Source organism: Microbacterium sp. zg-Y625 (assembly GCF_030246925.1).
Lineage (GTDB): Bacteria > Actinomycetota > Actinomycetes > Actinomycetales > Microbacteriaceae > Microbacterium > Microbacterium jiangjiandongii.
In genome coordinates, this window is the sequence record NZ_CP126740.1 from 3220961 (window position 1) to 3233402 (window position 12442).

Genomic DNA, 12442 nt, shown 5'->3' on the forward strand with positions numbered 1-12442 from the left:
CGTCTCAGGCTGGATGCCGTGAGCCCCGGGATCCTGCTGGCGCTGGCGTCGGCGATCGCGTACGGCACGTCGGACTTCATCGGGGGCGTCGGTGCCCGGCGGTGCTCGCCGTGGCTGATCCTGTTGGTCGGTCAGATCGCGGGGACCATCGCCCTGCTGGCCGCGGGGCTCCTCCTCGGCGGAACCCCGACGGCGACCGACTTCGGGTGGGGTGTGCTCGCCGGCGTCGGTTCCGCGGCGGGCGGACTGTTCCTGTATCGAGGGCTGGCGCGCGGTCGCATGGGTCTGGTGGCGCCGCTGTCGGCCGTCGGGGCAGCGGCGCTGCCCGTGATCGCGGGTGTCGTGCTCGGCGAGCGCCCCGGTCTGCTGGTGTGGGCGGGCATCGTCATCGCCCTCCCCGGGATCTGGCTGGTCTCGCGCGAGACCGGCACCGGCACCGGCCGCCCGCAGCGGTCGTGGGGTGCGCTCGGCGACGGCGCCCTCGCGGGTGCGGGGTTCGGGCTGCTGTTCGTCTGCCTGGCCCAGATCGGGCCCGATGCGGGGCTGCTGCCGCTCGCGGCGAACCAGGCCACCGGCGCGGTGCTCGCCGGCATCGGCGTCGCAGCCGTGCGACCCCGCGGGCACAGCATGCGCACGGCCGTCGGCTGGGGCACCGCGGCAGGACTGACCGGCGCCGCCGGAACGGTCGCCTTCCTGCTGTCCAGCGGAACCACCTCGCTGGCTGTAGCGGCCGTGCTCACCTCGCTCTATCCTGCGGTCACCGTGCTGCTGGCCGCCGGCGTGCTCCGCGAGCGACTCAGCGCACCGCAGGGTGCCGGCATCGGCATCTGCACGCTCGCGATCATCGCGCTCTCGCTGGACTGAGCGCCCGGAACACGAAGGACTCCTCGATGGCACTGCTCGCACCGACGGCCGCCCCGAACCCGTCCACCCCCGGGCCACGGTCATGCTGACCCCCGTCGCCCCCGGCGTCTTCGCCCACCAGAGCCCGTTGCTGCGCAACAACACCGTCGTCGTGCAGGGCGACGACGACGGTGTGCTGCTGGTCGATCCCGGCATCACCGAGGCGGAGATGCGGTGCCTCGCCGACGACCTGCGCGCCCTCGGGATGCCGGTGGTCGCCGGCTTCGCCACGCACCCCGACTGGGACCACGCGCTGTGGCATCCGGAGTTGGGAGACGCCCCACGCTGGGGCACGGCGGCGTGTGCGGCGTTCCTGCGCGACCTGCGGTCGCAGAGCGACTGGCAGCAGCGCTTCGCCGACGCCCTGCCCCCCGAGATCATCACGGACGTGCCGATAGAGCCGTTCGGCCTGATCGACGCGCTGCCCCGCGACGGGGCGCGCGTCCCCTGGAACGGCCCCGAGGTGCGGGTCGTCGCCCACCCCGGTCACGCCATCGGGCACGCGGCGCTCGTGGTGGAGGGATGCCGCGTGCTCATCGCCGGGGACATGCTGTCGGACGTCTTCGTGCCCATGCCCGACCTCGAGGGCGCTGACGATCCGCTGGGCGACTACCTCGCGGGGCTCGATGCGCTGGCGTCCGTCGCCGACCAGGTGGACGCGTTCGTCCCCGGACACGGCTCGGCCGGTGACGCCACGCAGCTGCGGCAGCGGCTGGCGCTGGACCGCCGCTACATCGAGACGCTGCGCGACGGCGGGGTGTTCGAAGACCCCCGGATCGACGCGCCCGAGCCCGGCTGGGAGTGGGTGGCCGACCTGCATGCCGGGCAGGTCGACAGCGCCGCGCGACGGGGCGGGGCCAGCCCGCGGTGAGGCGGCGAGCGCCAAGCCCCCGCGCGTCCACCCGGCGGCGTCACGCGAGCGCGGTGAACACCGGGTCGGCGCCGCGGGTGAAGACGCCGACCGTGGCGGTGGGGATCTCTTGCCAATGCCGACGCGACCAGTGCAGCTCGAGCGGCTCCGAGACCACGAGCTGCGCGCCGTCGGGAAGGCGCTCGGTGCGCCCCTCGCCCACATGCAAGGTCTCCGGCCCGACGCTGTGGAAGAGCGACGGCGGCGGCAGCTCGCCGGCATCCGCGCTCCGCCACCGCGCCACCACCAGGCGCTCACCGTCGGAGGCGCAGAACGCGCCGCGGAACGCCGCGGTGACGCCGTGCGCGGCGCGCGCCGCCTCGACGCGCTCGACCATGCGGGTCAGAGCCGTCACCGGGTCGGTGGCGAGGCCGTAGGTCAGCGCGAGGAAGAAGCACACTTCGCTGTCGGTGGTGCCCCGGATGTGCGGGTACAGCTCGGGCGCGACATCCATCGTGAGGTCGCGCTTGAGCGCGGCGAACCCGCCGATCTCGCCGTTGTGCTGGAACATCCACCCGTCGTGCACGAAGGGGTGGGCGTTCTGCTCGGCGATCGTGCCGCCGGGCGCCGCCCGCACGTGGGCGAGGAAGCAGGGGGACTCGATCTGCGCTGCGAGGTGGCGCAGGTTGTCGCTGTCCCATGCCGGCGTGACCTGCCGGAACTGTCCCAACGTGCCCGCGCGGCCAGACCAGGCGAGACCGAAACCGTCGCCGTTGGTGGGGAACGCGTGCTCCCGGAACTGCGACGCCATCGTCGTGCCGGGCAGGTACAGCCGGCGGGCGACCAGGCTCTGGTCTATCAGCGAGTGATCCGGGCGGACGAGAACGTCCTCAACGGCAAGCGGGGAGCCCAGATACGCGATCCATCGGCACATCTCGGCTCCCCCTCGCAACCCGTCGGACTGCGGCCTGCTACTTCATCTCACCGAAGGTGCGGTCGATGTCCTTCATCTCCATTGCCGCCGTCGCCTCGATGAGCTCCCGCAGGTCGGCGTCGGCACCGGGGGAGAATTCTTCCGGACGCTCGGGTGCGATCGTCATCGGTACGCCGGCCGGCGCCTGCTCGCTGGCATCCAGCTGGGTGCCATCCTTCGAAGGCGAAAGGCCCTGGAAGATCTTGCCCGCTTCGGACAGGTTGGTGAGGTCGAAGGAGTACTGCTTGCTCTGCAGGCCCATCTCGAGCAGCCGCGCGACCTCGGGGAACTTCTCCGCGTTTGTCTTGGGGATGGGCAGTGCAGTGCGCCAGTTGACGCCGAGGGTCTCCAGCGCCCGGGCGAACGCGTTCTCGTGCGCCTGGTCGCGGACGATCAGGTACGAGATGGTGCTGCGAGCGGTCTTGTTGGAGGTCATCTCGTAGAGGCGGCACTTCTGCAGGCGGCCGGTCGATTCCAGCATGAGGTTGTAGAGCAGGTCGAGCACGAGGTTGCCCGAGTTGTAGACGTAACTGCCCAGCCACGGGTTGCCGGCGGCATCCACCGGCATCGCTCCCTGCGCACCGACCAGGTAGTGATGGATGTTGCTCTCGGACGTCGCTACCTGCAGCGGCGTCGCGCCACCGGCACCGGGGGCGTCGACGGTGTCGCTGGGCTTGCCCTTGTACCCCGGCGATCCGTCGAGCAGGCGTGAGATGGTCGTGCCGATGAGCTCGACGTGGCTGATCTCCTCGGTGCCGATGCCCTGGATGAGGTCCTTGTAGGGCTTCGCCGACGGACCGCGGAAGTTGATGCTCTGGAAGAGGTACTGCATCATCGTGCGCATCTCGCCGAACTGCCCGCCCAGGCCCTCCTGAAGCGCGTTCGCGGCGTCGGGATCGGGCTGATCCTGGTCGATTTCGTTGATCAGCTGCTGAACATGGAAGTACATGTTTCCTCCAAAGGGTCGGTGGGCTCAGCCTGCTCGCCCGCGCAGGCCCGCGAACCCCCCTCGCGCAAGGGCCGTAGGTCGCGTACCCTCCTTCCAGCGAGCAGCCGATCATCACGTGTCCGCTCCGGCCGCCGAGGTGTGTGCACCGTCGTCAGAGGTGGAGTTCCCTGAGTTGGCGTCGGGAGGTGACGCCGAGCTTTCGGAAGATCGTGCGCAAGTGAGCCTCGATCGTTCGCGGACTCAGGAAGAGCATCGCCGCAACCTCCCGCGACGTGGCGCCGGTCGCGACAGCACGCGCGATCTGCAGCTCGTGCTCGGTGAGCGCGGTGCTGGGAGGCGCGTTGCGAGCACGGGGGTGCTCGCCGGTCGCGCGCAGTTCCTTCGCGGCGCGCTCTGCAAAACCCACCGCTCCCATGTCGGTCAGCATGTCGTGTGCCGTGCGGAGCTCTTCTCGCGCCTCGCGGCGACGCCCTTCGCGCCGCAGCCACTCGCCGTACAGCAGGTGGGCTCGTGCAAGGTGGCCGGTCAGGCGTGACTCACCCAGCCGCTCTATGGCCTCCCGGTAGTCGTCCTCCGCGGCCCCGCCCGGTGTGATCAGAGCCCGCGACCGTGCGGCCAGGCCGAGCGCCCACGGGGTTCCACTCGCGTGGGCACGCGCGACGAGCTGCGCATGGGCTTCGCGGGCCGCCTGTGCGTGACCTGCGCGGGCGGCCGCTTCGACCAGCTCGGGGAGGGCGACGCTCTGCACGGAGAAATCATCGGATTCCACGGCGCGCTGAGCTGCGGTCATGGCCGTTGCGAAGCTCCCTGTCGCGTTGTGGAACACCGCGGACGCGTAGTTCGCCACGGCGACCTCGGTACCGGCGTTCTTGTCCGCCGCCCCGGCGCTGCGTCGATGAAGCTCGGGGAGATCTGATTCCCAGCCTCGCCATGCTGCGAGGAACAGCTCCCCGTGGGGCAGCGGGACAGCATCCGTCGCGCGAGCGATCGCCGTGCTCTCAGCCAGCAGCTCCGCGGCACGACTCAACTCACCGCGCAGCGCGTGTGCCGCCGAAAGAGCGATCAGCGCGACATACAGGGTCGCCACCGCCCCCGCCGTACGCGCGATCGTGACCTTGCGCGCGGCAAGGTCGTACATCAGGTCGTTCTCGAAGAGTGCGACGGCCGTGCGGCTGGCGAGCCAGAGCCAGCGGTCGCTGTCCGTGCCGCGGTAGACGTCTCGACTGAGCTCTTCATCACGTAACGAGGTGACCGCTCTTCGCAGCGTGTCCACGCCGGCGACGTATCCCTCCGTGTAGACCGTCACGAGCCCGTCGAGAAGGAGGTCCAGCGGCCGTGGCTGCTCGGGCGGTCGGGGCGCGGCCCGGGCTGCCTCGGCAACCCCTCGCACATCGCCTCCGGCGATGACGGCGGTGTTGAGGGCGAGCAGAAAGGCCTCGCGAGACACCGCGGGGTCGAGCGGCGCCAGCGCGTGTGCCGCATCCAAGAACATCACCGGAACGTCGTCGCTGTGGACGAGATAGAAGGTGATGTGCGCTCTGTAGAGCGTGAGGCGCGCAGACTGCAGCGGACTCAGCGGCCCTTGAGCTGCGAGCGCGAGCAGCTTCAATGCCTCATCTGCAGCGCCCGCCTCATGTTTCGCCTGCAGCGCGGTCATCGCGCGCTGCGTGCGAAGAGCAGGGTCGGGGGTCAGTTGCGCCGCGCGCTGGAAAAGGGCGGCCGCCGCTGCCATGCCGCCGCGCGCGAGTGCTCGCTCGCCGGCGCGCTCCAACTCGACGGCCACGTCCTCATCTGGGCCGAGGACGGCCTGCCCCCGATGCCACGCCCGACGGTCTGGATCGATGCGCGGGTCGGTCGCCGCAGCCAGCGCTTCATGTGCCTGGCGACGTTCCGCTGGGACAGCGGCACTGTAGATCGCCGAACGCACCAGGGGATGCCGGAAGCGCACCTTCGAGTCGATGGTGAACAACCCCGCGGTCTCTGCCGCAGCGGCGCCGGAACCCTCGATCCCGAGCCGGGACAGAGCGCGGAACAGCAGTGCCACGTCGCCCGTAGGCTCGGCGGCTGCGAGGAGAAGAACACGTTGAGTCTCGGACGGCAGCGCTGTCGAGCGTTGCCGGAAGGCCTGTTCGAGGTGCTGCGGGACGTCGGGGCGGTCATGCACGTCGAACCCGCTTGCGAGAGTCGCCGGCCCGACGCTGCGCGGCAGCTCCAGCAGAGCCAGGGGGTTTCCGCGTGCTTCCGCGATGACGCGCTCGCGCACTGAGGCGTCGATCAGGGTGGCGGTCTCGGCAGCGAGCAACTCCCGCGCGTCGGCCTCACCGAGTGCGGCAACCGTGAGGACCGGCATCCCCGAGAACGCGGCGGACGCGTCGTCGTCGGAATCACGGCCCGCGACGACGAGGGCCAGGCGTTCGGCGGATACCCGCCGGGCCGCAAAGGCGATGACCTCGGCCGAGGCGCGGTCCAGCCACTGCGCGTCGTCGACGAGGCAGAGGAGAGGCCGCTCTTCCGCGGCCTCTGCGAGCAGATTCAGCACGGCCAGGCCGACCAGGAACCGGTCCGGAACGGGCCCCGTCTTCGTGCCGAAGGCGATGGCGAGTGCGTCGCGCTGGGGCCCGGCCATCGTCGCGTCGTACTCCAGGAGCGGAGCGCACAGCTGATGCAGCGCGGCGTACGCGAACTGCGACTCCGATTCCATGCCGGTGGCGCTTTCCACCCGGAACCCCAGCGCATCGGCGGCGGTCCGCGCGTAGTCCAGGAGGGAGGTCTTTCCGATTCCCGCCTCACCACGTGCGTACAGCGCCCTGCTCCGCCCCGCGTGCGCATCGGCGAGGGCGCGATCGAGAGCCTCGCATTCTGCGTGCCGGCCGAACAGGTGCACCCGCATTCCCCCATCGCTGTCTATCGAGTTGTGACGGGCGTTGTCGCTCGGGTCAGCGGATCATCCCACCCTGTCCTTGCCACACAGTATCCAAGTCACAACCGTGACGACCAGCGCAGAGCGGCTCAGCCTTCGGCGGCGGCCATCACCGCGTCCGCGACCATCGCGGGGTCTTGCAGCATCCCCAGGTGACCTAGTTCGAGGGTCCGCACGGGCCATCCTGCGTCGGCGGCGACGTCGACCTCGTCGGCGTAGGTGGTCCCGAAGGCGACGTAACTGCAGGTGAGTTCAGCCGACCAGTCCCGAGCCGCTGAGACGCGAGCCGACAGGTAGGAGGCGGGGATGCAAGGTGTGCTGGCATCCACCCGCGCGAAGGTAGCGTCGTCCGGAAACAGAGGGCGCACGCTCTCTTGCGGCCACCACCGCGTCCACGGCGGCAGGATGCCGCGCCTCGCGGTCGCCGACAGGGTGTCGCGCAGAGGCGCGGGCACAACGGGCCATGTGCCACCGTGCAGAGGCGGGACGATCGCGTCGAGGAACACCACCCGCCTGACAGCGGAAGCCGCGGCGACGGCAGGAACGAAGTTGCCGGCGTTCGAATGCGCAATCGCCGTCGTCGCACCGAGTCGCGCCGCGGCCGCGGAGTACTCCTCGCCGGCTGCTCCCGCGGTCCCCGCGGACGTCGGGGCGACCGACTCGGCCACCAGTCCTCGCTCCCGCAACGCCGACACGAAGGGATCCATCACGAACCCCGGCAGGAAGATGCTCCCCATGACGATCACGCGGTCCACGGCGACATCCTAGAAACACGTGCGCTCAGTGGACTACTACGGTGTCCAGCCGTATGTCCAGTCCCACGCACGCGCGCGGCTGCGCTGGCAGTCTTTGAGAAGACGCGACGAGGAGAAGCAATGAAGCAGCGCACTCTGGCAGGACGACAGGTCTCGGCGATCGGCCTGGGCGCCATGCCGCTGTCGATGAACAACGACAAGCAGTATCCGTCATTCGAGGATGCCGTGGCGACCGTGCACGCCGCACTCGACGCGGGCGTGACGCTCATCGACACGGCGGACATCTACGCGCCCGATGGCGAAGAGATGGGGCACAACGAGCGCATCGTCGCCGAGGCGCTCCGGACATGGGACGGGGATTCCTCGAGCATCTTCGTCGCGACCAAGGGCGGCATCACGCTCGGAGAAGACGGAGCCAAGGGACGCGATGGGTCGGAGGCCTACCTGCGCTCGGCCGTGGAGAAGTCACTCGCGATCCTCGGCGTCGACCAGATCGACCTGTACCAGTACCACCGTCCCGACCGCACACGTGTCTACGCCGACATCATGCGGGGACTGAAATCGCTGCACGACGACGGCCTCGTCCGCGCGATCGGCATCTCCAACGCGAGTGTCGAAGAGATCCAGATCGCTCTCGACGTGCTCGGCGAAGGCAACCTCGCCAGCGTCCAGAACGAGTTCTCGCCGAAGCATCCGGGAAGCATCGACGAATTGCGCTTCTGCGCCGCTCACGACATCGCCTTCCTGCCGTGGAGTCCTCTCGGCGGTACCGGCGGCGGTGCCAGCAGCGTAGGCGACCGGTTCTCGGCCTTCCGCGAAGTCGGCGATGCACACGGGGTCAGCCCACAGCAGGCCGTGCTGGCGTGGGAGCTCGCCCTCGACCCGCACGTCATCCCGATCCCCGGTGCGCGCCGTGCGGCATCCATCAGAGACTCCGCGAAAGCCGCCGACCTGGAACTCACCGCTGAGGAAGTGACTCGGCTGTCGGAATCGGTGGCGATCTTCGACTGACGCGACGGCGTGCTGCGACCGGCACCTGATCCACGCTGACTCCACGTCGCCGGCAGGGCTGGCTCGTTACTGGGTGAGCTCGCGGTTCAGCCGGTCCAGCAGTGCCTCCAGTGAGACTTCGAATTCCTCGTCGCTGCGGTCTTCGCTGAGGAGGGTTCGGAGGCGTTTCACTTCGGGTGCGGCCTCCAGACTGACCTGCCCGTCCCCTTCGGGGATGGTGGCGTCGCCTTCGTCGAGGGGTTCTTCGACCGGGCCGGTTTCCGCGCCGCGCACGGCTGATTCCAGCAGCAGGTGGCCGAGCAGGAAGCTGCTGAAGGACCGGTAGGCATCCACGGCCTGCTGGTCGGTGAAACCGTGCCCGATGAGGGTGCCGAGGAACGTGTCGACCACTTCGACGCTGCGTAGCGGGGGGCGCAGCCAGGGGGCTGCCGGGTGGCGGGTGGCGACCAGCGGAAAGGCCAGCGGATGATCGATCGCGATCTGGCGGACGTGGTGGGCGACGGTTTGCAGGAACCCCTGCCAGTGTTCGGCGAGCTCATCGTCAAGATCCGAGGTCAGGTTCTCCATCAGCAGAGCCACCACCCCCTCCAGCAGATCCTCTCGCCCGTGTACGTATCGGTACAGCGACATCGCCTCTACGCCGAGCTCCTGCCCCAAGGAGCGCATCGACAACCCCTGTGCGCCGCGCCGGTCGATCTGCGCGAGTGCGGTCTCGATGATCAGGCCGCGGCTCAGACGACGGGACTGCGTACCCGTCGGCTTCTTCGTCACCCGGACGCTCATAGCACATTCCCTCCCATCACGCGCAACCCCCCTCGCCAAGTCATTTCGGGCGCTGTACTGTCACGCTAGTCGGCTTACGGTGTAAGCGGGCTGGTAGCCGGTCCGCACGTTTCGACTCCTGCGGCTCCGACGCCCCAACCCAAGGGATCGAGACAATGGCAAACAATCGCACCGCCCACCCCGACAGCGCCGCAGCCCGCCCTGTCATCGCAGACCACAACGACGACGCCGCGAAGGAGTCGCTGATCGGCACCGAAAGGGGTGGCCGCACCGCGAACGTCTCATGGGGGTCCATCATCGCCGGGGTGGTGACCTTTCTGGCCGTCACCATCCTGCTCTCCCTCGTCACCGCCGGCATCGGACTGGGGGGCTCGGGCATCGGGGCGACGATCTGGAGCGTCATCGCCCTGGTGATCGCTCTTGCCGCGGCCGGCTTCGTCGCCGGCGCGCTGGCGGTGCGCAGCGGGCTGCTGCACGGATTCTTGACCTGGGCGACGTCCCTGGTGGTTGCTCTCGCCCTGACCGTGTGGCTCAGCGCCAGCCTGCTCGGCGGCGTCGTCAGCTCCGCCACCCAGGCATTGTCCGGGACCGACGTCACCCAGGTCGTCGAGGACGTGCAGAGCAACGTCGACGAAGAAGAAGCGCAGGAGCAGACCGATGAGGCGCTGCAGGACGCGCAGCAGACGGCGGAGGATGCCGCCGCGACCGCTCAAGCCGCCGCGTGGTGGGGCTTCGCCGGTCTGCTGATCGGCGCGGTGATCGCGGCCCTCGGCGGGATGCTCGGCGTGCGGAGTGTCGTCAAGCGTGACCCCGACACCACTGCCGTGCAGGTCACCACAACCCGGTGACACGGTTCCCGGTCGCGGGCCCCGCGCCGGTCTCAATACGTACGAACAAACGAACGATAGGAAGCAGTCATGATCAGCACAGACAACATCAGCGGGCTCATGGGAGCAGCGGTGATCGACTCCGACGGGGAGAAGATCGGCACGCTCGAGCAGATCTACCTCGACACCGACACCGGGGCGCCCACCTGGGCGGCGGTGCGCACCGGTTTCTTCGGCACTTCGGAGTCCTTCGTGCCCATCGACGACGCCAACCAGGACGGCCAGAACCTCCGGGTGAGCTACGCGAAAGAGTTCGTGAAGAACGCACCGCGCGTGGACGCGGACGGGGCGCTGGAGCACGCGCAGGAAGACGAACTGTACGTCTACTACGGCAACGGTTCCCGCACCACCAGCGCCACTGAAGGCACCGGTACCGTCCGTGACGCCAGCGACGGGGCCGTGGACACGAGCACCGGCTATGACACATCCGGTCCGACCACCGACGATGCGATGACCCGGTCCGAGGAGCGCCTGCGCGTGGGCACCGAGAAGGTGCAGACCGGTCGCGCACGGCTGCGCAAGTACGTCGTCACGGAGGAGAAGACCGTCACTGTCCCCGTGAGCCATGAGGAAGTGCGGCTGGAACGCGAACCCATCACCGACGCCAACGTTGCGGATGCCATGGACGGGCCGGCCATCAGCGAGGAAGAGCATGAGGTCGTCCTCACTGAGGAACGGCCCGTCATCGCCAAGGAGACCGTTCCGGTCGAGCGTGTCCGCCTGGGAACGGAAACCGTGACCGAGGAGGAGACGGTCACCGAGCAGGTCCGCAAGGAACAGATCGACTACGACGACGGCACGAACCGCGCCTGACACCCGTCGCCACCATCCGAGAAACCCATGAAAGCCCGCGGAATTCCGCGGGCTTTCATGGGTTGCTGTCTCAGCACGGTGCGCCCAGAGCCCCACTCGCCGACAGTGCAGAGCCGCTTTTGCATCTGCAGGCCGCAGGTGTCAGAGGCTCGCCGAATCCAACGCAGCCTCGAGTGCCGCATCGGAGTCATCGTCGTGCCGGACACGCGCTGCCGCGATTCCAGCGGCCCGAGCACCGGCAACATCCATCTCAGAGTTGTCACCGATGAACACCATCTCCGACGTCGAGCATTCGAGTCGTGCGGCGAGGATCTCGAACGCTCGAGGATCCGGCTTGGCGAAACCGATGTCCTCGGAGGTGCACACGACGTCAATGAGGTGGGTTAGGCCAGTGACATTCAGCTTGTCGATCTGCTGCGCGTGGTTCCCATTGGTGAGGACGCCGATTCGGATCCCGCGACCACGCAGGTTCTCAAGTACTGCCTCCGTCCCTGGAAATGCGCGCCATGCGCGGCGATAGTCCACCAGATACTTCTCGAACAGCTCGTCGAGAACGTCATCGCGAGCAGGTACGACCACGCTCAGGAACTCCAGGAAGTCACGCAGCCGCAGCCGCCGCTGTTCCGCAAAGGTGAGATCGCCGGCCCGCCAGCTCTCGAAGTGCTGGGCTTCGAGCTCGAACCACGCTGTCACTCGCTCGATGGTCGGCTCGCGCTCAAGTTCAGTCATGAAATTCCGGACAGCGTCGGCCGCAGAGCCATGATGGTCGAAAAGCGTGCCGTCGAGGTCGAAGCCGACCGCACGCACCTTCGGCACTGGCGACCGATCAAGCGCGAAGCAGGCGACGACCTCGGCTGCTTCGCCAGTCAGCCGTGCGATCGCGATGTGTGACGCGATGCAGCTCGCGCCGTCGCGGACGTCGACGGCCGGACGGAGAGTGAGGTGGGGGCGGTAGCCGTCTCGCCAATGGGCTGGCTCGTCCGGCTTAAAACCGCCGAGGTGACCGAGGTGATCCGCGAGGTCTCGATGTACGTCTTCGATATCCGGGCACTCCACCAACCGAACCGGAACATCCCGTCGCGGGCCGAAGAAGGCAAGCCCCGTGAATTGGAACCTCAGGGCTCGGTCGACGACCTTCGCGTCACGGATCGCGCTGACAATCTGCTCAACCGGCTCCGAGACGACGAAGTTCGAAGCGAGCGTGACATGCGCTGGCCAGTCGCTTCGCGCGAACCGCTCCCCCACTTCCAAACGAGCGAAGAAAGCCGAGACGCAGTATCGCTCGAGCATCGGACCCACCTGCATCTGAAGAGCTTCGCGCGGCTCAATCCAACGCGCAATCGCAGCCACCGTCTAGGAACCAATTCGAAGTCTCCGATGCCCCCACACGACAACTCGCATCACAAAACCTATGTGCCCGTGAGTGATGCGCATCGCCACCGAGAATTCAGGCAGAACCTGCGGACGCACCTCCGCGATTCCATCCCATTCGCTGCGGAGTTGGATGACGAGCCATTGACCCTCGTCCTCCCCGGCGGCTTGATCAGCGGAGGGCGCGAAGGTAGCGGCGCCGAGCGATGACTTGGGCGACCCGGAGG

General features: G+C 68.5%; 11 protein-coding genes. 5 read left to right on the forward strand and 6 right to left on the reverse strand.

Features of this window, described 5'->3' with window-relative positions; translation table 11 throughout:
* Positions 1-18: 18 nt before the first annotated feature.
* On the forward strand, positions 19-864 hold the full coding sequence (locus QNO14_RS15115) for a DMT family transporter (RefSeq protein ID WP_257506367.1): 846 nt from the start codon (positions 19-21) through the stop codon (positions 862-864).
* An 82-nt stretch (positions 865-946) separates the two neighbouring features.
* The gene (locus tag QNO14_RS15120; RefSeq protein WP_257506366.1) at positions 947-1774 is read left to right on the forward strand and encodes an MBL fold metallo-hydrolase; all 828 of its coding nucleotides are present in this window, start codon (positions 947-949) and stop codon (positions 1772-1774) included.
* 40 nt (positions 1775-1814) lie between these two features.
* Here QNO14_RS15120 and QNO14_RS15125 read toward each other — a convergent pair whose 3' ends face one another.
* The 4 genes from QNO14_RS15125 to QNO14_RS15140 form a co-directional block, all read right to left on the reverse strand.
* On the reverse strand, positions 1815-2687 hold the full coding sequence (locus tag QNO14_RS15125; RefSeq protein ID WP_257506365.1) for a class II glutamine amidotransferase: 873 nt from the start codon (positions 2685-2687) through the stop codon (positions 1815-1817).
* Between the two features lie 37 nt (positions 2688-2724).
* On the reverse strand, positions 2725-3675 hold the full coding sequence (locus QNO14_RS15130; protein WP_257494623.1) for a manganese catalase family protein: 951 nt from the start codon (positions 3673-3675) through the stop codon (positions 2725-2727).
* A gap of 151 nt (positions 3676-3826) precedes the next feature.
* Positions 3827-6565, reverse strand: coding sequence for an ATP-binding protein (locus tag QNO14_RS15135; RefSeq protein ID WP_257494624.1), 2739 nt, complete (start codon positions 6563-6565; stop codon positions 3827-3829).
* Positions 6566-6684: 119 nt separating this feature from the next.
* Positions 6685-7350 (reverse strand): hypothetical protein, encoded by a 666-nt coding sequence (locus QNO14_RS15140; RefSeq protein ID WP_257494625.1) that lies wholly within the window; start codon positions 7348-7350, stop codon positions 6685-6687.
* A gap of 120 nt (positions 7351-7470) precedes the next feature.
* Between QNO14_RS15140 and QNO14_RS15145 the strand changes: the two genes are divergently transcribed.
* Positions 7471-8361 (forward strand): aldo/keto reductase, encoded by an 891-nt coding sequence (locus tag QNO14_RS15145; RefSeq protein ID WP_257506364.1) that lies wholly within the window; start codon positions 7471-7473, stop codon positions 8359-8361.
* A 66-nt stretch (positions 8362-8427) separates the two neighbouring features.
* Here the strand turns inward: QNO14_RS15145 and QNO14_RS15150 are convergent, their stop codons facing one another.
* Complete coding sequence (locus QNO14_RS15150) at positions 8428-9132, reverse strand: TetR/AcrR family transcriptional regulator (RefSeq protein WP_257506363.1); 705 nt, start codon at positions 9130-9132, stop codon at positions 8428-8430.
* Positions 9133-9299: 167 nt separating this feature from the next.
* On the opposite strand from QNO14_RS15150, the gene QNO14_RS15155 reads away from it, so the two are divergent.
* Positions 9300-9992 carry a hypothetical protein gene (locus tag QNO14_RS15155; RefSeq protein ID WP_257506362.1) on the forward strand — a complete coding sequence of 231 codons (693 nt, stop codon included), beginning with the start codon at positions 9300-9302 and terminating at the stop codon, positions 9990-9992.
* A gap of 69 nt (positions 9993-10061) precedes the next feature.
* On the forward strand, positions 10062-10844 hold the full coding sequence (locus QNO14_RS15160; RefSeq protein WP_285184321.1) for a DUF2382 domain-containing protein: 783 nt from the start codon (positions 10062-10064) through the stop codon (positions 10842-10844).
* 141 nt (positions 10845-10985) lie between these two features.
* Here QNO14_RS15160 and QNO14_RS15165 read toward each other — a convergent pair whose 3' ends face one another.
* Positions 10986-12194: an HAD-IA family hydrolase gene (locus QNO14_RS15165; RefSeq protein WP_257507024.1), complete on the reverse strand. Its 1209-nt coding sequence runs from the start codon at positions 12192-12194 to the stop codon at positions 10986-10988.
* Positions 12195-12442 lie beyond the last annotated feature (248 nt).